We start from the raw sequence: 21,703 nt of genomic DNA, 5'->3' as shown, positions 1-21,703 counted from the left end.
AAAGCGCGATGCCGGCTGGCGAGGCTTAGCCCAGCAGGGTTGCCCAGCCTTCCACCACATCACCGCCCCACTTGGCTTTCCACTCTTTCAGCGTCTTGTGGTTGCCACCTTTGGTTTCGATGACTTCGCCGTTGTGCGGGTTTTTGTACTGCTTAACTTTGCGAGCGCGTTTGGTGCCAGTAGTTTTTGCGGCGCCACGAGGGGCTTTGGCCGATTTGGCTTCTGGGTCCAGCAGGGCAATGATATCGCGCAGGGACTTGGAGTATTCGCCCATCAGAGTGCGCAGTTTGCCTTCGAATTCCAGTTCTTTTTGCAGTTTGTCGTCTTCGGACAGGTTTTTCAGGCGAGCTTGCAGTTCTTTGATTGCTTCTTCTGTAGCGCGGTATTCGTTGATCAGGGACATGGGGACTACCTTATGTAGGACGCGGGTGACAAGGACACAGTGAAGCAATAGTAATCAGACAGTTTCATCAAGTAAACATTTAAGCCGTGTTTATTTAGTTAAATAGTGCAGTGTCACAAAATGCTCGGCGCAATAAGTAACCCGATGTACGTTCACATCTGTTCACACATATAGCGCTGCCGCCTCAGGCCAGGCCATTCCCAGCCCCGACTGATCACGGAGAGGGCGATGGTGTCATCAGTACTGCAGTTTTGCCGCACAGTGGCTAGAATGGCCGCCTTTGCGAAAGTTCTGGAGTTTCCCTAATGCGCACTTTTCGGCTGGTGATCGCTTGCCCGGACCGCGTCGGTATCGTTGCTAAAGTCAGTAACTTTCTGGCGTCCCATAACGGTTGGATCACTGAAGCAAGCCATCATTCGGACAATCAGAGTGGCTGGTTCTTCATGCGCCACGAGATCCGTGCTGACTCGCTGCCCTTCGGCATCGAAGCCTTTCGCGAGGCGTTCGCCCCCATTGCCGAAGAGTTCTCGATGGACTGGCGCATCACTGACACCGCACAGAAGAAACGCGTGGTGCTGATGGCCAGTCGTGAGTCTCACTGCCTGGCTGACTTGCTGCACCGCTGGCACAGCGATGAGCTTGATTGCGACATCGCCTGCGTGATCTCCAACCATGACGACTTGCGCAGCATGGTGGAGTGGCACGGCATCCCGTACTACCACGTACCGGTCAACCCGCAGGACAAGCAGCCGGCGTTCGCCGAAGTCTCGCGCCTGGTCAAGCAGCATGACGCCGAGGTGGTGGTGCTGGCCCGCTACATGCAGATCCTGCCGCCGTCCTTGTGCCGCGAATACGCGCACAAAGTCATCAACATCCACCACAGTTTCCTGCCGTCGTTCGTGGGTGCGAAGCCGTATCACCAGGCTTCGATGCGCGGCGTAAAGCTGATCGGCGCGACTTGCCACTACGTGACCGAAGAACTCGACGCCGGCCCGATCATCGAGCAGGACGTGGTACGCGTCAGCCACAGTGACAGCATCGAAGATATGGTGCGATTCGGTCGCGACGTGGAGAAGATGGTGTTGGCGCGCGGCTTGCGTTATCACCTTGAAGACCGCGTGTTGGTGCACGGCAACAAGACCGTCGTGTTCTGATTCAAAGCAGAGTCCCGTGGCGCGGGAGCAAGCTCCCTCGCCACGATTAGCCTTGAGGAGCAAGTTAAGCCATGACCGATCCCTTGGACAAAGCCGCCGCCAAAGCCCCGCCAACCGTGGGCGAGGGCTGCCTGAGCCGGTACGATCCCGAAGCGTTGAGCCCCGAGGACGGCACCGAGTTTCCCGAAGCGGCAAAACTTTGGGAAGAGTTGCACCAGCAGCCCAAGGACGACCCCGAACCCAAGCGGTGAACGGTTACGCCTGCCGCAGCCTGATCAGCTTCTTGATCAACGGTCGCCCGACCATCATGAAGAACACCGGCCCTCCGGCCAGCAGATAGAAGTAATACGTCACCGCCCGCCAAATCAGAATCGCCGCCGCCGCGGTGGATTTACCCACCATCGGCGCGAGCAACGCCGCTGAAGTTAACTCCGCCGCTCCGGCGCCGCCCGGCAGCAGGCTGAACTGTCCTGCGCTCAAGGAGAGCATCTGGATCAGGAAACTCCAGGCCCATTGCAAGTCCGCCCCCAATCCTTTCAACGCCAGATAAAGCACGCTGTAGCGCAGCGCCCAGTGCAGGCACGTCAGGCCGAACACCTGGAACAACGTCTGTCGAGGCAGCTTCAGCGTGTCGGTGAAAGCCGCCAGGAAGTGCAGGATTTTGCGTCCCCAGCGCCGGCGCGTGCTGGAGCGTACACGCAAGTGGCGCAGCAACCGTGCGCCCAGCAAAATCAACCGACGATGGTAGCGCGCCACGAGCCCGCAGCAGAGCAGGCCGCCGAACAATGACACGGCGCTCAGCGCCAGCATCCATTCCATGCGTTGACTGAGGTTCTGGAACAGCGCGTAGAACAGGATGCCCAACAGGGCGCAGAGGAAAAAAAGCAAGTCACTCAACTGATCCATGGCAAACACGGCACTGCCATGGGCCGGGCGCACGCCGTTGCGGGCCAGCAGGGCCATCAGCGTCAACGGTCCACCGCTGCCGCCGGGCGTGGCACACATGGCGAACTCGGTGGACATAACTACGCCCATGCTTTTCAGGCCACCGATGCGCCCGCGATGTTCTCCCAGCAGCAAGCGCAGGCGCACCGAATTCAAGCCCCAGCAGAGCACGATCATGCCGAGCATGACCAGCAGCAGCGACAAGGGGAAGCGCTGCACCCGTGACCACATTTCGCCGCCGCCCACCAGCATGGGCACCAGCAACGCGATGAGCAGGGCGGCGACCAGCCAGGCCAGGCGCTTCATGCGGCGTGACTGACTCGCAGGCCCTGGGTGGCCAGCCAGCCGGCTTTGGTCATCGGCACACGACCGTCTTGGAGCAGGCGTTCCAGGGTGCGCAACCAATAGTCGCGGGAAAATCCGTGGCGCATGTCCACCGGATGCAGGCCGAGGCGGATCACCGGTGCCTGGCGCCAGCGCTGTTCCCGTTGGTCGCAGATGATTTTCGACAGTCCCCGACGCCAGGCATTGCGGGCGCTCCACACCAGCCCCGGGGCATCGACAGGGATGAACTCCGGCAAGCGATAGAGGTGCTGGGTATCGCTGGTGTAGCGCAAGGGCAACTGGCGCAAAGCTCGGCGAGTGCCTTCGCTCATCAACCAGGCTGGGGCGACGAAACCCTTCAGCGGCCAGTCATAACGTTGGAACAATTCGATGCCGGCGTGCAGGCGGGCAAGGGCGTCCTCCTCGGACAGATCATAGAATTCGCCTTCGTGGGTGTAGACCCGGCGCATGAACCAGTCCTTGGGATGAAGGGCGGGCGGCCCGTCGTCGCAATGGTAATAGCCGTGCAGGACCAGTTCGTCACCGCGCTCGATCCGGCCGTCGAGCAGGCGCCGGAAACCGGGGTGATCGTCCAGCGCATTGGCGTGGTGAAAATCCGGCACCACCAGCCAGGTCATCGGGACTTGGCCAAGGGCGTCGACGGCTTCGACGAAGGGCTGGTAATCGGGCCAGGTCTGCGGCGCGACGTCGTGGAGCACCAACAGCACGCTGGGTGAGGGATTCATCGTCATCGGCTGCGCCTCACCCATTGGCCAGCATGGGCATCTCTGCGCCAAGCACGCTGTAGTAGTGGCCCAACAGACTGTTGACCACCGAATCCCAGGCGTAATGCCGTTCCACGTGCCGGCGTGCCCGGGCGCCGCGCTGCTGGCAACCTTCGGCGAACAGTTGTCGCACGGCGTTCGCCATCGCCTGGGGATTGTTCGGTGTGCACAACAGGCCACAGTCTTCGTGAACGAGCTCGCTGAACGCGCCCGCGGCGACCGCCACCACCGGGATGCCGCTGGCCATGGCTTCAAGGATCACCAGGCCGAACGTCTCCTGGTCGCCGGCATGCAGCAGGGCGTCGGCGCTTGCCATCAGCCGGGCGACTTGCGGCGCCGGGCAGAACTCATCGATCACGGTGACGTTGTCCGGCACCACGGCGGGCATGGAAGAACCCACCAACAGCAGGTGGTAGCGCTCGCCCAGGCGCTTCATGCATTTGAGCAGCACCGGCAGGTTTTTTTCCTTGGAGCCACGTCCGGCGAAAATCAGCAGGCGGGCATCTTCGGCGATGCCCAGCTCGGCGCGCAGCTCAGGGTCGCGAGCGGCGGGATTGAAGGTCTGCAAGTCCACGCCCAACGGCTGTACATAGACATTCCGGACGCCGAGCCCGGTCAGTTTGTCGGCCATGACCTGGCTCGGCGCCAAGACTCGGTCGAAGTTGCCGTAGAGCTTGCTGACATAGGCTTCGATGTTGGGTGTGAACCAATTGCCCATGCGGTTGCTCACCAGCAATGGCAGGTCGGAGTGATAAAAACCGATGACGGGCACGTCAAGTTGGCGACGGGCATCAAGGGCGGCCCAGGCAGTCAGGTAAGGGTCGCCGACTTCGATCAGGTCCGGCTGCAAATCGCGCAGGACATTGCGCCAGGGCGCCAGGCGAAGCGGGAAGCGATAGCCCTTGCCAAAGGGGAGCGGAGGGGCCGGAACCTTGTAGATCCCGTCCTGCTCACTCAAGTGAGCGCCGGGAATCAAGAGGCTGTGGCGGATACCGGGCCGATTGCCCAGGCGCCGGTGCTTGGCATCCAGATAAGTGCGCACGCCTCCACTGGCGGGGGCGTAGAACATGGTTATGTCCGCTATATGCACGATGAACATCCCTCCGGTCTGTGTTCTCCTGTGTTGACCTTTAGTAAGAATAGATGTTCGGTTGGGGTTGCGGTGGCGTAGCGGTGATGCGAATTCCTGTGGCGAGGGGATTTAGCGAAACGTCGCACCGCCCCGCTGGGCTGCGAAGCGGCCCCAAACCAGGCAACTCGGTGTGTGAGGATGATGGAGTTCGCTGCTTTAGGGCTGCTTCGCAGCCCAGCGGGGATAAATCCCCTCGCCACATAGGTTGGCCAGATACAGTTTTGATCGTGCATTCAAGCCTTAATACGCTGGGCATGCTTTTATATAAGCGCGCAAAATGGCGTCATATCGCAAACCCACAGGTGACCAAATGCCTGATTCATCGCAACTCATCATCGGGGCCGACCTGGCCGGCCAACCTGTCGTCCAGGCCATGCGCCTGGCGAACCGTCATGGTCTGGTGGCGGGCGCCACCGGCACCGGCAAGACCGTTACCCTGCAACGCCTGGCCGAAATGTTCAGCGATGCCGGCGTGGCGGTGTTCGCGGCGGACATCAAGGGCGACCTTTGCGGCCTCGGCGCTGCCGGTGCTCCCCAGGGCAAGATCGCCGAGCGCATCGCCGGCATGCCGTGGCTCGGCCACAAACCCCAGGCCTATCCGGTGACCTTGTGGGATATCCACGGTAAGTCCGGCCATCCATTGCGCACGACCTTGAGCGAAATGGGTCCGTTGTTGCTCGGCAGCCTGCTGGAGCTCACCGACAGCCAGCAGTCGGCGCTGTACGCGGCGTTCAAGGTTGCCGATCGCGAGGGCCTGTTGCTGCTGGATCTCAAGGACCTGAAGGCGCTGCTCAATCACCTCAAGGACAATCCCGAGTTGCTCGGCGACGACGCGGCCTTGATGACCACCGGTTCCAGCCAGGCGCTGATGCGACGCTTGTCGACGCTGGAGCAGCAGGGCGCCGACGCCTTGTTTGGTGAGCCGGCGTTGCAGCTCGAGGACATCCTTCACCCAGCCAGCGATGGCCGTGGTCGTATTCATTTGCTGGATGCAAGTCGCCTGGTCCATGAGGCGCCGAAGGTCTACGCGACGTTCCTGCTGTGGCTGCTGGCCGAGCTGTTCGAGCAACTGCCCGAGCGCGGCGATGCGGACAAGCCTTTGCTCGCCTTGTTCTTCGATGAAGCCCACTTGCTGTTTGCCGGAACGCCCAAGGCCCTCCAGGATCGCCTGGAGCAGGTGGTGCGGTTGATCCGCTCCAAGGGCGTCGGGGTGTATTTCGTCACCCAGTCGCCGGGCGATCTGCCGGACGATGTGCTGGCGCAGTTGGGGTTGCGCATCCAGCACGGTTTGCGGGCCTTTACCGCCAAGGAGCAGAAATCCTTGCGGGCAGTGGCGGAAGGTTTCCGCCCGAATCCGCAGTTCGATGCCCTGGCGGTGTTGACGGAACTGGGCATCGGTGAAGCCCTGGTCGGCACCTTGCAGGAAAAAGGCACACCGGAAATGGTCCAGCGCGTACTGGTAGCACCGCCGCAGTCGCGCATCGGACCGCTGAGCGAGGCCGAGCGCGCCGGGTTGATCGCCAGCTCGCCGTTGCAGGGACGCTATGACAAACCCATCGATCGCGAGTCGGCCTATGAAGTGTTGATGGGGCGCAAGGGGCTCGAACCCCAGGCGGAAGCGGCACCGGGCAAGCCTGCGGCGGATGAGCCGAGCTTCACCGAACAGGCTGGGGAGTTCCTCGGAACGGCTGCCGGCCAGGCCTTGAAATCCGCGATGCGCCAGGCAGCCAACCAATTGGGCCGGCAGTTGGTGCGTGGGTTGATGGGATCATTGCTGGGGGGCAGCAAGCGGCGCTAGATCGAAGACCGAGTCGCTGCCTTCGCGAGCAGGCTCGCTCCCACAGGGAATCTCCAGCGGATACCGATTTCGTATCCGCCGCAGCTCCAATGTGGGAGCGAGCCTGCTCGCGAAAGCTGTCTGGCAGACGAAAAAATAGCGGCTGACCTGCCGCCTTCGCGAGCAAGCTTGCTCCCACAGGGAATCTTCAGCGGACATGGATTTTGCATCCGCCGCAGCTCCAATGTGGGAGCGAGCTTGCTCGCGAAAGCTGTCTGGCAGACGAAAAAATAGCGGCTGACCTGCCGCTGTCGCGAGCAGGCTATTCAATAGGCGACGGAGATTTCAATCCTTGGGCCGCGCATGGGCCGCCAATCGTTCCAGCGCCGCCCGCAGGTTGGGATCGCTGATGCCCTCGGCGGTGGCTTGGATGGTCGCGGCCGCGTCGGTGGACAGGTCGAGGGTATGTCCCTTGGCGCCGGCCTGTACGGTCGGCGGCTGGACCTTGAACAGGATGCGCGTCAGGTTGGCGAATTCTTCGAAAGCCTGCAATTGACGCAGCAAGCGCTTCTGCTGGTAGCGCAAGCGCGTGGCCCAATGGCCATCGGTGACGATCAGCAACAAGCTGCCTTCGCGCCAGGACGCGACATGACAATGCTCGCGCGCGGCGGGTTGCAACTGGCTGTCGAGCAGGCGTTGCAGATGACCCAGGCGCCTGGCGTGGCCGAAGATGGCTTTCAGCGGCTTGGCTTCGCGCAGCAGGACGGCGGGTGCCTTGGCTGGAAGAGGGCGGAAGGCCATGGACTGATACCGCAAATGACAGGAGCGCCATGGTAGCAGAAAGCGCCGGATGCGCCTCGATCCGCTCGTCCTGCGAGGTTTTATCCACACAATCAATAGGTAACTTCTGCACCTTGTGGCTTGAAGTTCGCGCAAAAGCCCTTATTTTAGGGAGGCCCCGTCACAGCGCTGTGCCAGCATCGTGGAATAACGCCACTTTCCTCACCATCGTTTCCGGGTAGAATGCTCGTTCGCATGCGGCCATGAGGGCTGCACGGGCGACTCATGGGGCCGCCCTCCATCCCTTTAGTGTGGAAGATCCTGCCGATATGTTTGCGCCTTTGTTAAAGAAACTTTTTGGAAGCAAGAACGAGCGTGAAGTCAAGCGCATGCTCAAGACGGTACAGACTGTCAATGCCTTCGAAGAGCAAATGGTGGCCCTTTCGGACGATCAGTTACGCGCCAAGACTGCCGAATTCAAGGACCGCATCGCCAAGGGTGAAACCCTTGACCAGATCCTGCCCGAAGCCTTTGCGGTCTGCCGCGAAGCCGGCAAGCGGGTGATGGGCATGCGCCACTTCGACGTCCAGTTGATCGGCGGCATGACCCTGCACGAAGGCAAGATCGCCGAAATGCGCACCGGTGAGGGCAAGACCCTCGTGGCCACCCTGGCGGTGTATCTCAACGCATTGTCCGGCAAGGGCGTGCATGTGGTGACGGTCAACGACTACCTGGCCCGCCGCGACGCCAACTGGATGCGCCCGCTCTACGAATTCCTCGGCCTGACGGTCGGCGTGGTCACGCCGTTCCAGCCCCCGGAAGAGAAGCGCTTCGCCTACGCCTCGGACATCACCTACGGCACCAACAACGAATTCGGTTTCGATTACCTGCGCGACAACATGGCGTTCAGCATGGAAGAAAAATTCCAGCGTGAACTCAACTTTGCCGTGATCGACGAAGTCGACTCCATCCTCATCGACGAAGCCCGTACCCCGCTGATCATTTCCGGTCAGGCCGAGGACAGCTCCAAGCTGTACATCGAGATCAACAAGTTGATCCCGCAGCTCAAGCTGCACGTCGAAGAAGTCGAAGGCGAAGTGACCCAGGCCGGCCACTACACCGTCGACGAGAAGACCCGCCAGGTCGAGCTCAACGAATCCGGTCACCAGTTCATCGAAGAAATGCTGACCCGCGTCGGCCTGCTGGCTGAAGGCGAAAGCTTGTACTCGGCCCACAACCTGGGCTTGCTGACCCACGTCTATGCTGGCCTGCGTGCCCACAAGCTGTTCCATCGCAACGTCGAATACATCGTGCAGGACGGCCAAGTCGTACTGGTGGACGAACACACCGGCCGTACCATGCCGGGCCGTCGCCTGTCCGAAGGCCTGCACCAGGCCATCGAAGCCAAGGAAGGCCTGAACATCCAGGCCGAGAGCCAGACCCTGGCCTCGACCACCTTCCAGAACTACTTCCGCCTGTACAACAAGCTGTCCGGCATGACCGGTACCGCAGACACCGAAGCGTTCGAATTCCACCAGATCTACGGCCTGCAAGTGGTGGTGATTCCGCCGAACAAGCCGCTGGCGCGCAAAGACTACAACGACCTGGTGTTCCTGACCGCCGAAGAGAAATACGCGGCGATCATCAATGACATCAAGGAAGGCATGGCCCAAGGCCGTCCGATCCTGGTGGGTACCGCCACCATCGAGACCTCCGAGCACATGTCCAACCTGCTCACCAAGGAAGGCATCGAGCACAAGGTCCTGAACGCCAAGTTCCACGAGAAGGAAGCCGAGATCATCGCCCAGGCGGGTCGCCCGGGTGCGTTGACCATCGCCACCAACATGGCCGGCCGTGGTACCGACATCCTGCTGGGCGGCAACTGGGAAGTGGAAGTCGCTTCCCTGGACAACCCGACGCCTGAGCAGATCGCGCAAATCAAGGCCGACTGGCAGAAACGTCACCAGCAAGTGCTCGAATCCGGCGGCTTGCAGGTGATCGCTTCCGAGCGTCACGAATCGCGCCGTATCGACAACCAGCTGCGTGGCCGTGCCGGTCGCCAGGGCGACGCCGGCTCCAGCCGCTTCTACCTGTCGCTGGAAGACAGCCTGATGCGCATCTTTGCCTCTGACCGGGTGAAGAACTTCATGAAAGCCCTGGGCATGCAGCCAGGCGAGGCGATCGAGCACCGCATGGTGACCAACGCCATCGAAAAGGCCCAGCGCAAGGTCGAAGGCCGCAACTTCGATATCCGCAAGCAATTGCTGGAGTTCGACGACGTCAACAACGAGCAGCGTAAAGTGATCTATCACATGCGCAACAGCCTGTTGGCCGCCGACGACATTGGCGAAACCATCGCCGATTTCCGCCGCGAAGTGCTCGACGCCACCGTCAGCGCCCACATTCCGCCGCAGTCATTGCCGGAGCAGTGGGATATCGCGGGCCTGGAAGCTTCCCTGCGCAGCGATTTCGGCGTGTCCTTGCCGATCCAGCAGTGGCTCGACGAAGACGATCACCTGTACGAAGAAACCCTGCGGGAAAAACTGCTGGCCGAGCTGATCGCCGCGTACAACGAGAAAGAAGACCAGGCCGGTGCCGAAGCGCTGCGCTCCTTCGAGAAGCAGATCGTATTGCGCGTGCTGGACGACCTGTGGAAAGACCACCTGTCGACCATGGATCACCTGCGCCACGGCATCCACCTGCGCGGCTACGCCCAGAAGAATCCGAAGCAGGAATACAAGCGCGAGTCCTTCACGCTGTTCTCCGAGCTGCTGGATTCGATCAAGCGCGACTCGATCCGTGTCCTGTCCCACGTTCAGGTTCGCCGCGAAGACCCGGCCGAAGAAGAAGCTCGCCTGCGTCAGGAAGCCGAGGCCTTGGCCGCGCGCATGCAATTCGAACACGCCGAAGCCCCAGGGCTGGAAGTGGCCCAGGCGATGGAAGAGGGCGTCGATGTGGATGTCGCCCTGGCCACCGCACCGGTGCGCAACGAGCAGAAGCTGGGCCGTAACGAACTGTGCTACTGCGGTTCGGGCAAGAAATACAAGCATTGCCACGGGCAGATCCAATAAACCCGTTTCAACGCTGAACGCCCCGCGCCGCGACAAGAGTCTCTTGTCGCGGCGTTTTGCCATTTGATCCGTCGTCTTGATAACGACGATGCTGAACACATTTATTTAAGGAGCGCATTCATGGCTGTTGGTCTTGGTCCGTTGCCAACGTTGCACCCGGTTGCCGGTTTTGAACTCGGTATCGCCTCGGCGGGCATCAAGCGCCCCGGGCGCAAGGATGTGGTAGTCATGCGTTGCGCCGAAGGCTCGACGGTGGCGGGTGTGTTTACGCTCAACGCGTTCTGCGCCGCGCCGGTCATCCTGGCCAAGCAACGCGTGCAGGGGCCGGTGCGTTACCTGCTGACCAACACCGGCAATGCCAACGCCGGCACCGGCGCGCCAGGCCTGGCCGCCGCCGAGCGTACCTGCGCCAAGCTGGCCGAACTGACGGGTGTCGACGCCAACCAGGTGCTGCCTTACTCCACCGGTGTGATCGGCGAGCCGCTGCCGGTCGAGAAGATCGAAGGTGCGTTGCAAGCCGCCCTTGATGACCTGTCGGAAAACAACTGGGCCGCCGCCGCCACCGGCATCATGACCACCGATACCTTGCCCAAGGGTGCGAGCCGCCAATTCCAGCATGACGGCGTGACCATCACCGTCACCGGCATCAGCAAAGGCGCGGGCATGATCCGTCCGAACATGGCGACCATGCTCGGTTACATCGCCACCGACGCCAAGGTATCGCGCCAAGTGCTGCAGGACCTGATGCTCGACGGCGCCAACAAGTCGTTCAACCGCATCACCATCGACGGCGATACCTCCACCAACGACTGCTGCATGCTGATCGCCACTGGCAAGGCCAACCTGCCGGAAATCACCGAGGCCAGCGGCCCGCTGTTCGCGGCCCTGAAGCAGGCGGTGTTCGAGGTGTGCATGGAAGTGGCCCAGGCCATCGTCCGTGACGGTGAAGGCGCAACCAAGTTCGTGACCGTGCAGGTCAACGGCGGTGGCAATCACCAGGAATGCCTGGACGTCGGCTACACCGTGGCGCACTCGCCGCTGATCAAGACCGCGCTGTTCGCCTCCGACCCGAACTGGGGCCGGATCCTCGCCGCTGTCGGCCGTGCCGGCGTGCCGGCGCTGGACGTGAGCAAGATCGACGTGTTCCTCGGTGAGGTCTGCATCGCCAGCCAAGGCGCCCGCGCTGCGACCTACACCGAAGCCCAGGGCGCGGCAGTGATGCAGCAGGAAGAAATCACCATCCGCATCGAGCTGGGACGTGGGGATTGCAGCGAAACCATCTGGACCACTGACCTGTCCCACGAGTACGTCAAGATCAACGCTGAGTACCGGACTTAACAGGCTCGGGACCGAGCTGCTCCAATCGCGAGCAAGCTCGCTCCCACAGTGGATCTGTTGGGTGATATCGATAGTGTTCACGCCAGCCCCCTGTGGGAGCGAGCTTGCTCGCGATGGCACCATAACAGACACCTCAGAACCATAAGAAAGGAATCCACATGAGCCTGCACCTGATCATCGGCGACAAAGATCTATCTTCCTGGTCCCTGCGTGGCGCCTTGGCCCTGGCGCTGACCGGCGCGAAGTACACCGAAGAACTGGTCAGGCTCGGCCAGCCCGATACCCGCGAAAAGCTGCTCAAGTATTCGGCCACGGCCAAGGTCCCGTTGCTCAAGACCGAATTCGGCGTGATCGCCGATTCCCTGGCGATCGGCGAATACCTGGCCGAACAATTCCCGGATGCCGGACTCTGGCCCAAGGATGTGGCCGCCCGGGCCCAGGCCCGCTCGGCCTGTGCGCAAATGCACAGCGGCTTTTTCGCCCTGCGCAATCATATGCCCATGGACCTGCTGCACGATGCGCCGCTGTCGCCTATGCCATCTGAAGTGCAGGTGGAAATTGAGCGGATGCTGGCGCTGTGGGCTGAATGCCGTGGAGTGGCGCCCGAACCCGGTCCTTATCTGTTTGGTCGCATCAGTCTGGCCGACGCATTTTTTGCCCCTGTCGCGGTGCGCTTGCGCACTTATCGAGTGGCACTGCCGGAGGTCGATGAGGCCTACGTTGAAACCTTATATCAATGGCCAGCTTTCAAAGCGTGGCAACAGGCTGGCCTGGAGGAGACTGCGCGGTGAAACGAGTTCATGTGGCGGCGGCGGTCATTCGTGACGCTGCTGGTAAAATCCTGATTGCCCGTCGGGCCGACACCCAGCACCAGGGCGGCCTGTGGGAGTTTCCCGGTGGCAAGGTCGAGGTGGATGAGTCCGTCGAAACCGCCTTGGCCCGGGAGCTAAACGAGGAACTGGGTATCGTCGTCGAAGCCGCCCGGCCATTGATCAAGGTGCGCCACGATTACCCGGACAAACAAGTGTTGCTCGACGTCTGGGAGGTTTCGGCTTTCAGCGGCGCGCCCCATGGCGCCGAGGGTCAACCGCTGGCGTGGGTGACGGCCCGTGAGTTGACGAATTACGAATTTCCGGCGGCCAACCAGCCGATCGTCGCGGCGGCCCGTTTACCGGGCGAATATTTGATTACGCCCGAAGGCCTCGAGACGCCGGCCTTGCTGCGCGGCATGCAGAAGGCGATTGCCGGCGGGATCAAGTTGGTCCAGCTGCGCGCGCCCAACGGCTACGACCCGCAATACCGCGACCTGGCGGTGGACGCGGTGGGGTTGTGCGCCGGCAAGGCCCAGTTGATGCTCAAGGGACCGTTCGAATGGCTGGGGGATTTCCCCTCCGCCGGCTGGCACATCACCGCCGCGCAGCTGCGCAAGCATGCGGCAGCCGGCCGCCCGTTCGGCAAGGACCGCTGGCTCGCGGCCTCGTGCCATAACGCCGAGGAGTTGGCCTTGGCGCAGCAGATGGACGTGGATTTCGTGACGCTTTCGCCTGTGCAACCGACCCAGACCCACCCCGATGCACAACCGTTGGGCTGGGCAGAAGCGGCGCGGTTGATCGACGGTTTCGACAGACCGGTTTATCTGTTGGGTGGGGTTGGGCCGGATCAGCGGCAGAAGGCCTGGGAAACCGGGGCGCAGGGTGTGGCGGGGATTCGGGCGTTTTGGCCGGAGGTTTGAGAATGTGGTGCAGTTGCTGACGCCATCGCGAGCAAGCTCGCTCCCACACTGGGTCAGTGGTGTTCACAAAACCTGTGGGAGCGAGCTTGCTCGCGATGGCGGACTGACAGGCAATGCACCTCTCTGATCAGCTCCCAGGCTTGGCCGCCGCTTCCCAAAGCACCTCCGCCACCCCTTGCCGCCGGGCAATGACCCGTGCGGCCACGAACAGCAGATCCGACAACCGATTGATATAGGCCAGCCCCGGCCCGGCCAGCGGCTCGACCGCGTTCAATTGCTGGCAACGGCGCTCGGCACCACGGGCCAGGGCTCGGCAGACGTGCGCTTGCGCGATCAAGGAAGAGCCGCCGGGCAGAATGAAGTTTTCCAGCGGTCCCAGCTCCTCGTTCCATAGATCGATCGCCGCTTCCAGCCGCTCGATCTCCGCCACGCTCAAGGCTTGGTAAGCCGGCATCGCCAGTTCACCACCCAGATCGAACAGCCGGTGCTGACAAGGCGCCAACACCGCGATGACTTCCTTCAGCGCCGGATGCCGGGCTGATTCCTCGGCTAGACCGGCCAGCAACAATCCCAGCTGGCTGTTCAACGTATCCACTTCGCCAATGGCTTCGACCCGCGGGTGATCCTTCGCCACGCGGCGGCCATCGCCCAATCCCGTTTCACCTTTGTCACCGGTGCGGGTGTAAATCTTCGATAGGCGAAAACCCATGTTCAGCGCTCCACTGGCTTGTTTTCCTGGGCCACGATCGAAGTGCCCGCCAGGGGCAAGCGCAGGGTGAAGCACGTGCCCTGGCCTGGCGCGGATTGCACTTCCATCTGGCCCTTGTGATTGTTGGTAATGATGAAATACGAGACCGACAGCCCGAGGCCCGTGCCCTGGCCGATTTCCTTGGTGGTGAAGAATGGCTCGAAGGTGCGTTTGCGCACGTTCTCGCTCATGCCGATGCCGTTGTCCTCGACCTGGATTTCTGCCCATGGCGGATTCAGGCGGGTACGCAGGATGATTCGGCCGGGCTCGCTATCGTCCTGGCGTTGATGAATGGCCTGGGCAGCATTTTTCAGCAGGTTCAGCAGCACCTGTTCCAACTCGTTGGCCGTGCCGGGCACCGGCCCCAGGTTCGGGTCGAACTGGCGGACGATCGCCTGGCCCTTGAAGTCGAAACCGATCGTCAGGTCGAAGTCGTTACCGGCAATTTCCACCGCCTGGTCGATCAGCGCCGGCAGGTCGCAAGGCGCCATTTGCCGCGTGCTGCGCCGGCTGAAACTGAGCATGTGGGTGACGATTTTCGCCGCCCGGGCGCCGGCCTGCTGGATGCCGTCGAGCAATTGCGGGATCTCCCGGCTTTCCAGGTAACGGTTGACCACCGGCAAGTCGATGCCCAGTTGCTCGGCCTGTTCGAGGTTCTTCGGCAGTTCCGCCGACAGGCGTCGACGGATGTTCTGCACGTTGTGCAGGATCGCGCCAAGCGGATTATTGATCTCATGGGCCATGCCCGCCGCGAGGCCACCGACCGAGAGCATCTTCTCCGATTGCACCATCATCTCTTCCAGCGACAAGCGCTGGGTGATGTCGTCGATGCGGATCACCACGCCTCGCCCGGCGCCGCCCATCAGCGGATAGAAGGTGAGGGCGTAATGCCGGGCTTCGTCATCCTTGGTCCAGGTCACGCGTTCGATCTTCGCCACGGTGTGCTGTTCGACCGTTTGCTTGAGTTGGGGCAGGTACGGCTTCAGGGGTTCGAAAGCGAGGAATATCGGCTGGTTCAGCGCTTCGTCCAGCCGTGTGCCGGAGAGCGCGCTGGCCTCCTGGTTCCATTGGGTGACGTAGAGTTGCTCATCAAGGGCAATCAGCGCCGATGGCATGGAGTCGATGATGCTATTGAGGTAATTCTGGAAGCCGGTGAGCTTTTTCTCGATCTTGCTGCGCACTTGGACTTCCAGCTCCAGCTTGCGATTGGTGTGGCGGGTTTCTTCGGCCAATCCCTGGGCCTGGTCATAGGCGGCCTGGGAGTCGTCCCGCGCGCGTTTGAGTTGCTGTTCGCGGGCTTCGATCCGCGACAGCATCGTATTGAACGCCTCGGCCAGGCTGCCGATCTCGTCATGGTTGCCACGGGCGGCGCGCAGGGCGTAGTTCTCCTCGCGGGTGACCTGGCGGGACAGCTCTTCGAGTTGGTGGATTGGTTGGGTGATCAGGCGTTTGATCTGCTGGGCAATGACCAGCCACAGCAGCACGCTGAATATCAGGATGCCGAGGCTGGCGGTCAGGGTGCCGGTGTAGAACGCCGTGGGCAATTCGCTGCTGGCCACCAGCAACAGATGGCCTGGCGCGGTGCCGGGGCGGGGGAGGGTGATGATCTGGTTGCTGCGAAATTCACCGGCCTGCCAGGTCTGCATGTGGCGAAAGTGCTCCGGCAGCTTGAGCTTTTCGCCCTGTTGCAACTGCGCGAGGCGTTCGCCTTCGCCGTCGTAAAGCGCTGCCGCCCGTAGCGGCGCGTAACTGTTGAGTTCGTCGAGCAGGCGCTGGGCGCTTTGGGGTGATTGCAGCGCTTCGGAGATCAGGCTCGGGTTGGCCACCAGGCGGCCGATGGTCTGCAACGCCTGGGGCGCCATGCTTTCCTGGGAAATGTAATAGGCCGCGCTGATGAAGGTCAGGTTGGCCACCAGCAGGACGGTGGTCAACAGCACCAACAGGGCCGCCAGCAGTTTCTGGCCGACCGGGAGATTTTCAAGACGCTGGCGCAATGGCATCGGACTCGTCGCTAACAAGGAACACGAGGGCCAGCGTAGCCGCTGCTCAGTCGCTGGGCAATCCGAGGTTGTCCAGGTGGGCAATCAGTCGCTGGCGCATTTGCTCAAGGTGCGGCACCGCCACGCCATGGCGCTGGGCGACCGCGCAGGCGTGGCCGAGCAGGTAACTGATTTCGGTGCGCCGCTGGTTGGCGACGTCCTGGTACATCGAGGAGTAATTGGCGGCGGTGGCTTGGATCACCCGTTCGACTTCGGTCTGCAAATCTTCGGCGGCGGCGGGCTGGCCGCAACGTTCGAGCAGGTCGGTGAGTTCGGCGCAGAGGGTCGCGACTTCGCAGCGATGCGCTTGCAACTCACCGTTCTTGCAATGATGAAGTACGGTCAGTGGATTGATCGCACAATTGAGGGCCAGTTTGCGCCAGAGGCGGGTGAGGATATCGGCGCTCCATGCATGGGGAATGCCCGCCGCCGCCAGGTCGTCCAGCCAGATCGGCGCAACCGGGTGGGCGGGGTCGCCCAGCCAGGTGTAGCCATGACCCGCGAAGACCACGCGCCAGTCACCGTCGCGGAACGCGCCCTCGGTGCTGGAGGCGCTGATACAGCGTGCCCAGGGTACGCAGTTGGCCACGGCGTCCTGGCTGCCGAGGCCGTTCTGCAGCAGGATCAGTTCCGAGTCGCTGTCCAGGCGATGGGCGACCGACGCAACGGCGGCTTGCGCATCGTAAGCCTTGCAGGCCACTAGCAATCGCTTGATTGGCTCGGGATCCTGCGCGGTTTCGCCTGGCACCGGGTAACACTGCGCCTGGTCCTGTTCCACCAGCGTCAGGCCGCCGACGGCGAGGTAATCCTGCAGCCGCTGTTCATTGCGCAGCACCAGCCGCACCGGCAGGCCGGCCCGGGCCAGGCGCGTCGCCCATAACGTGCCGAGACTGCCGGCTCCCAGGACATGCCAGGTGGTGGACATCAGTTTTTTACTCGGTTTGGTGCAGGCATCTGCGGGGCTCGCGGTAACGGCGGGGAAAGACCCGTTATAATGAGCCCGATTTTAACCACAAGCCAAGTGCGCGCCGTTTCATGAGCGCGCCTTTTTATTTGGAGAACACTACATGCCGTCATTCGACGTGGTATCCGAACTGGACAAGCACGAAGTCACCAACGCCGTTGAAAACGCCGTCAAGGAACTCGACCGTCGGTATGACCTCAAGGGCAAGGGCAGTTTCGAGTTCAAGGAAAAGGACCTGACGGTCAACCTGACCGCCGAAGCCGACTTCCAGCTCGAGGCGATGATCGAGATCCTCAAGCTGGCACTGGTCAAGCGCAAGATCGATGTGCAGTGCCTTGAAGTGAAGGACGCCTACGCCTCGGGCAAGCTGATGAAGCAGGAAGCCGTGCTCAAGGAAGGCATCGACAAGGAACTGGCCAAGAAGATCGTTGCCCACATCAAGGACGCCAAGCTCAAGGTCCAGGCCGCCATCCAGGGTGAGCAAGTGCGGGTCACCGGCAAGAAGCGTGACGACTTGCAGGAAGCCATTGCGGCACTGCGCGGCAAGGAATTCGGCATGCCGCTGCAGTTCAATAACTTCCGCGACTGAGCCCTCAGTTATAGGGAAACACTGTGGCGAGGGAGCTTGCTCCCGCTGGGCTGCGTAGCGGCCCCTTTGGTGGGTGCTGCGCCCCCAAGCGGGAGCAAGCTCCCTCGCCACAATTGCGTGCAACGGAAACAAGGAGAATACGATGGACTTGAACGCTGAAGTGGACCACCTGGTCAAGGCTTCCCAGGCCTGGATCCCAATGATCATGGAATACGGCAGCCGGGTGCTGCTGGCGCTCGTCACTCTGGTCATTGGCTGGTGGCTGATCAACAAGGTGACGCAGAAGCTCGGGGCGCTGCTCGCCCTGCGTAACGCTGACCTCGCGCTGCAAGGGTTCATCAGTACCCTGGCAAACATCATTCTGAAGATTCTGCTGATCGTCAGCGTCGCGTCGATGATTGGCATCGAAACCACCTCGTTCGTCGCAGCCATCGGTGCGGCAGGCTTGGCGATTGGCCTGGCTTTGCAGGGCAGCCTGGCGAATTTCGCCGGTGGCGTGCTGATCCTGCTGTTCCGTCCGTTTCGCATCGGTGACTGGATCGAAGCCCAAGGCGTGGCAGGTACGGTCGACAGCATCCAGATCTTCCACACCGTGATTCGTACCGGTGACAACAAGACCGTCATCGTGCCCAACGGCAACCTGTCGAACGGCATCATCACCAACACCAACCGCCAGCCAACCCGCAAAGTAGTGTTCGACGTGGGCGTGGATTACCAGGCTGATCTGCAAAAGGCCCGGGAAGTGTTGCTGGCGTTGGCCAAGGACGAGCGCGTATTGGCTGATCCTGCGCCTGAAGCGGTGATTTCGACTTTGGGCGATAGCTCGATCACGGTGTCGCTGCGTATCTGGGTGAAGACGGCGGATTACTGGGCCGTGATGTTCATGCTCAATGAGCATGCACGGGATCGCTTGAAGGAGTCGGGTATTGATATTCCGTTTCCGCAACGCGTGATTCGGGTAGTTCAAGAATCGCCAACGGCCTGAAGTAGTCGACCGTTTGGTCAAGTTTCAGTGCAATGAAAAAAGGCCCATCCGAAGATGGGCCTTTTTTTGATTACCGCGAACAGACTTTCGGCAATTACAGAACCGAAATCGGGTAGTCGACGATCAGGCGGAACTCTTTGATATCGCCTTCGCCTTCGTCAGCGTTAGCGTAGTGCCAGGCTTGACGAACACGGAAGGAAAGATCCTTGGCCGGGCCAGACTGAACAACGTACTTGGCTTCGAAGTTGGTTTCGTTGTGCTTACCGTTGTCACCGTACAGACCAGCGTAAGGGCTGCCTGTTGGGGTGTTGGTGCCATCGATGTCCCAACCTTTGACGTAGCGAGTCATGAAGCTCAGACCAGGAACGCCGTACTCAGCCATCTTGATGTCGTAACGAATCTGGGCAGATTTCTCGCCAGGCGCGTTGAAGTCAGAGTACTGGATGGAGTTGGCGAGGAAGATCGAGTCGCCGCCACGGTTGTTCTTGCCCACGCCGATGTAGTCGAAAGGCGTATCGCCGTTGACCTTCTGGAAGGCTACGGTGACGGTGTGCGCTTTCAGGAAGGAGAAAGCGGCTGCCAGGGAGAACGCGGTGTTGCTGATGTCACCGGCCTTGGAGCTGCCAGTGTCGGTGGTGCGGTAGATGTTACCGTCCAGGTTCAGCGACTGATCGCCACCCATTGGGATGGTGTAGTTCAGGTTGCCGTAGTACTGGTTCCAGATGTCTTCCAGCTGGGCGCCGTAGATCGATGCGCTCAGGTTTTCGGTGAAGGAGTACTTACCGCCAGCGTAATCGATGGAGTTGGCTTCTACGCCAGCGTAGGTTGCGAACAGGCCGCCGTCACGGGCGTTGCGGTCCTGGCTGGTCGCCGAGTAGAAGTGACCGGCTTCGAGGTCGAGGTCTTTGACTTCGCTGCTCTGCAGTTGGAAACCGCTGGCAGTTTGAGGCAGGACGCGGGAACCACCGACAGCGAACACTGGAGCAGTGCTTGGCTGTTGGTCGCCGATTTTCAGCTCGGTCTTGGAGACGCGGAATTTGACCGCTGCGCCGGCTTTGCCTTGGCTGTCGTTGACGTCGCCATCAGCGTCGCGGCTCATGTTGCCGGTGCCGCCAGTGCCGTCGCCGCCGTCCAGTTTCACGGCCAGGTAACCGAATGCATCAATACCGACGCCTACGGTGCCTTGGGTGTAACCGGAGTTGAAGTTGCCCCAGATGCCCTGAGTCCAGTCTTTCTGGTCAGTAGCGCCATCTTTGCGGTCACGGTTGAAGTAGTAGTTGCGCAGCAACAGTTTGGCGCTGGCGTCTTCAACGAAGCCCTTGGCTTCAGACTGGTCACTTACGAAAGGTGCGGCCGAGGCCATTTGAGTACTGGCTGCTGCAGCAACGGCCAGTGCGATCATGCTCCACTTCATCACGCGCATCGTGATTTGCTCCTTTGGTTTTAAGAGTACTGCCGTCCCACCTGTTTTATTATCTGGGCGGCTCTTTCTTTTTGTGTCGGCGCAAACTTATATCACGTCGACATTCTTTGGCGATACTTGCCCATTCATCCTTCCAGCTTCTTTACGACCATGTCGCCAATGGCTCGATCCATGTCGCATTTCAGCTGATCCGAGGTGTGCGGAATGACAACTTCAAGTTGTTCTTTGATTGCACGCTTCGGTGTAAAGAGTCCGTAAGTCCAACCTTGTAGCTCCTGAGGGCAGCCTTGCCACTTTAATTCTCAGGCCTGCAGGTTCCGCTTCCGGCGGCTCCTGTAGACGATATGGGCATGAATGCAACAAGCATGCACAAACCCGGATTTCGTTGACATTTTTTTCACAATTTAGCTGCGGTTGCGGTGAAACCTCATGAAACCGGGCTCCAAAGGCCTTGTTTTAAATGGGGTTGACTGTCAGGCAGCTGTCATGTTTGAAGCCGTTGGAGCTCGCGCGACAACCAAAAACGTTACCGGTTCACCCCGTCAGTGGGTAAAACGCGGATGTCACGAGCAGTGAGCGTAGCTGCATTGTGCTGTTTTGGTGCAAAAAATCTTCAAGCTGTACGAAAAGCGGACAGTCCTTACACCTGCTCAACGCTTAATGCGCTTTTACGGCGCTCGGCGCACGGCATTGGTGCGCAGGGGCGGTGCGCAGTGAAGGTTCCGTCGTTCACGGGTATGCTGGGCTCATATGCCCCAAGGCAGGCCAGTGGGCTGCCAAATCGGCACAATCATCAATGAGTGAGGAGTACGCGCGGTGTTTGCCTTAGATCCACGATTGCAACAAGACACATTGCCCATCGGCGATTTCCCGCTTTGCCGGTTGCTCTTGTCCAACGACTCGAACTACCCATGGTTCATCCTCGTGCCGCGGCGGGACGATATCAGTGAATTGTTTCAATTGGATGACGCTGATCAACAGCAACTGTGGAAAGAAACCACGGCGCTGGCCGAGACGCTCAAGGACTCGTTCGACGCCGATAAACTGAACGTTGCAACCTTGGGTAACGTTGTCAGTCAATTGCACATGCATGTAATCGTGCGCAAGCGGGACGATGCCGCCTGGCCGGCGCCGGTGTGGGGCAAGCATCCGGCACAGCCTTATAGTGCCGAGCAGGTGAATGTCATTCGTGAACGCTTGCGAGCGGTCCTGACCGATGATTTCAAGTTCCTGGAGGGCTGAACCATGAATCTTGAAGAGCGTGTAACCGACCTTGAGAGCCGCCTGGCATTCCAGGACGACACCATCCAGGCGTTGAACGACGTGTTGGTGGCGCAACAGCGAGTCGTCGAGCGTCTGCAGCTGCAGATGGCGGCGCTGCTCAAGCGCCAGGAGGAAATGGTTGGGCAGTTCGAATCTTTCGAAGAAGAAGCGCCGCCTCCCCACTACTGACGAGCCCGAACGACGGGCACAAAAAAACCGCGAGCAGCCAGGCTGCATCGCGGTTTTTTTAC

Annotated in this window: 20 protein-coding genes; 11 read left to right on the top strand and 9 right to left on the bottom strand. The window is 60.9% G+C overall.

The window, feature by feature from the left end; all coding sequences use genetic code 11:
* Positions 1–25: 25 nt before the first annotated feature.
* On the bottom strand, positions 26–403 hold the full coding sequence (gene mvaT, locus FHK92_RS14730) for a histone-like nucleoid-structuring protein MvaT (protein WP_030140826.1): 378 nt from the start codon (positions 401–403) through the stop codon (positions 26–28).
* Between the two features lie 305 nt (positions 404–708).
* On the opposite strand from mvaT, the gene purU reads away from it, so the two are divergent.
* Positions 709–1,557 carry a formyltetrahydrofolate deformylase gene (gene purU / locus FHK92_RS14725; protein ID WP_181288697.1) on the top strand — a complete coding sequence of 283 codons (849 nt, stop codon included), beginning with the start codon at positions 709–711 and terminating at the stop codon, positions 1,555–1,557.
* A gap of 71 nt (positions 1,558–1,628) precedes the next feature.
* Entirely contained in the window at positions 1,629–1,808 is a 180-nt protein-coding gene (locus FHK92_RS14720; protein ID WP_181288696.1) for a hypothetical protein, read from the top strand.
* Between the two features lie 4 nt (positions 1,809–1,812).
* Here FHK92_RS14720 and FHK92_RS14715 read toward each other — a convergent pair whose 3' ends face one another.
* From FHK92_RS14715 to FHK92_RS14705, 3 genes are read right to left on the bottom strand one after another with little or no spacing between them, the layout of a single operon-like run.
* Positions 1,813–2,808 (bottom strand): lysylphosphatidylglycerol synthase transmembrane domain-containing protein, encoded by a 996-nt coding sequence (locus FHK92_RS14715; protein WP_181288695.1) that lies wholly within the window; start codon positions 2,806–2,808, stop codon positions 1,813–1,815.
* On the bottom strand, positions 2,805–3,578 hold the full coding sequence (locus FHK92_RS14710; RefSeq protein ID WP_375154611.1) for a DUF2334 domain-containing protein: 774 nt from the start codon (positions 3,576–3,578) through the stop codon (positions 2,805–2,807). The genes FHK92_RS14715 and FHK92_RS14710 overlap by 4 nt, the downstream gene beginning before the upstream one ends.
* A 10-nt stretch (positions 3,579–3,588) precedes the next feature.
* The gene (locus FHK92_RS14705) at positions 3,589–4,710 is read right to left on the bottom strand and encodes a glycosyltransferase family 4 protein (RefSeq protein WP_181288694.1); all 1,122 of its coding nucleotides are present in this window, start codon (positions 4,708–4,710) and stop codon (positions 3,589–3,591) included.
* Between the two features lie 343 nt (positions 4,711–5,053).
* Between FHK92_RS14705 and FHK92_RS14700 the strand changes: the two genes are divergently transcribed.
* Complete coding sequence (locus FHK92_RS14700) at positions 5,054–6,541, top strand: helicase HerA-like domain-containing protein (RefSeq protein WP_181288693.1); 1,488 nt, start codon at positions 5,054–5,056, stop codon at positions 6,539–6,541.
* Positions 6,542–6,865: 324 nt separating this feature from the next.
* Here the strand turns inward: FHK92_RS14700 and FHK92_RS14695 are convergent, their stop codons facing one another.
* Positions 6,866–7,321, bottom strand: a complete 456-nt coding sequence (locus tag FHK92_RS14695; RefSeq protein ID WP_181288692.1) for a DUF721 domain-containing protein — start codon at positions 7,319–7,321, stop codon at positions 6,866–6,868.
* Between the two features lie 308 nt (positions 7,322–7,629).
* On the opposite strand from FHK92_RS14695, the gene secA reads away from it, so the two are divergent.
* From secA to FHK92_RS14675, 4 genes are all read left to right on the top strand, one after another.
* Positions 7,630–10,371 (top strand): preprotein translocase subunit SecA, encoded by a 2,742-nt coding sequence (gene secA, locus FHK92_RS14690; RefSeq protein WP_181288691.1) that lies wholly within the window; start codon positions 7,630–7,632, stop codon positions 10,369–10,371.
* 120 nt (positions 10,372–10,491) lie between these two features.
* The gene (gene argJ, locus FHK92_RS14685; RefSeq protein ID WP_181288690.1) at positions 10,492–11,709 is read left to right on the top strand and encodes a bifunctional glutamate N-acetyltransferase/amino-acid acetyltransferase ArgJ; all 1,218 of its coding nucleotides are present in this window, start codon (positions 10,492–10,494) and stop codon (positions 11,707–11,709) included.
* A 158-nt stretch (positions 11,710–11,867) separates the two neighbouring features.
* Positions 11,868–12,500, top strand: a complete 633-nt coding sequence (locus FHK92_RS14680) for a glutathione S-transferase family protein (protein ID WP_181288689.1) — start codon at positions 11,868–11,870, stop codon at positions 12,498–12,500.
* Positions 12,497–13,441 carry a Nudix family hydrolase gene (locus tag FHK92_RS14675; RefSeq protein ID WP_181288688.1) on the top strand — a complete coding sequence of 315 codons (945 nt, stop codon included), beginning with the start codon at positions 12,497–12,499 and terminating at the stop codon, positions 13,439–13,441. Before FHK92_RS14680 ends, FHK92_RS14675 begins: the two co-directional genes overlap by 4 nt.
* A gap of 127 nt (positions 13,442–13,568) precedes the next feature.
* Here the strand turns inward: FHK92_RS14675 and FHK92_RS14670 are convergent, their stop codons facing one another.
* The 3 genes from FHK92_RS14670 to FHK92_RS14660 are packed head-to-tail and all read right to left on the bottom strand — an operon-like array spanning position 13,569 to position 17,153.
* Entirely contained in the window at positions 13,569–14,150 is a 582-nt protein-coding gene (locus FHK92_RS14670) for a cob(I)yrinic acid a,c-diamide adenosyltransferase (protein ID WP_181288687.1), read from the bottom strand.
* Between the two features lie 2 nt (positions 14,151–14,152).
* Positions 14,153–16,189 (bottom strand): sensor histidine kinase, encoded by a 2,037-nt coding sequence (locus FHK92_RS14665; protein WP_181288686.1) that lies wholly within the window; start codon positions 16,187–16,189, stop codon positions 14,153–14,155.
* 46 nt (positions 16,190–16,235) lie between these two features.
* The gene (locus FHK92_RS14660; RefSeq protein WP_181288685.1) at positions 16,236–17,153 is read right to left on the bottom strand and encodes a putative 2-dehydropantoate 2-reductase; all 918 of its coding nucleotides are present in this window, start codon (positions 17,151–17,153) and stop codon (positions 16,236–16,238) included.
* 142 nt (positions 17,154–17,295) lie between these two features.
* Here FHK92_RS14660 and FHK92_RS14655 point away from each other — a divergent pair, with 142 nt between their 5' ends.
* Positions 17,296–17,781 carry a YajQ family cyclic di-GMP-binding protein gene (locus FHK92_RS14655; RefSeq protein ID WP_003205057.1) on the top strand — a complete coding sequence of 162 codons (486 nt, stop codon included), beginning with the start codon at positions 17,296–17,298 and terminating at the stop codon, positions 17,779–17,781.
* A 142-nt stretch (positions 17,782–17,923) separates the two neighbouring features.
* The gene (locus FHK92_RS14650) at positions 17,924–18,766 is read left to right on the top strand and encodes a mechanosensitive ion channel family protein (protein ID WP_181288684.1); all 843 of its coding nucleotides are present in this window, start codon (positions 17,924–17,926) and stop codon (positions 18,764–18,766) included.
* Positions 18,767–18,860: 94 nt separating this feature from the next.
* Here FHK92_RS14650 and FHK92_RS14645 read toward each other — a convergent pair whose 3' ends face one another.
* Entirely contained in the window at positions 18,861–20,189 is a 1,329-nt protein-coding gene (locus FHK92_RS14645) for an OprD family porin (RefSeq protein ID WP_181288683.1), read from the bottom strand.
* Positions 20,190–21,005: 816 nt separating this feature from the next.
* Here FHK92_RS14645 and FHK92_RS14640 point away from each other — a divergent pair.
* Positions 21,006–21,431, top strand: coding sequence for an HIT family protein (locus FHK92_RS14640; protein ID WP_181288682.1), 426 nt, complete (start codon positions 21,006–21,008; stop codon positions 21,429–21,431).
* Between the two features lie 3 nt (positions 21,432–21,434).
* Positions 21,435–21,641, top strand: coding sequence for a SlyX family protein (locus FHK92_RS14635; RefSeq protein WP_181288681.1), 207 nt, complete (start codon positions 21,435–21,437; stop codon positions 21,639–21,641).
* Positions 21,642–21,703: the final 62 nt, after the last annotated feature.

The sequence above is a fragment of the Pseudomonas brassicacearum subsp. neoaurantiaca genome (genome assembly GCF_013608025.1).
Lineage (GTDB): Bacteria > Pseudomonadota > Gammaproteobacteria > Pseudomonadales > Pseudomonadaceae > Aquipseudomonas.
This window is presented reverse-complemented; position numbering and strand designations above follow the sequence as displayed.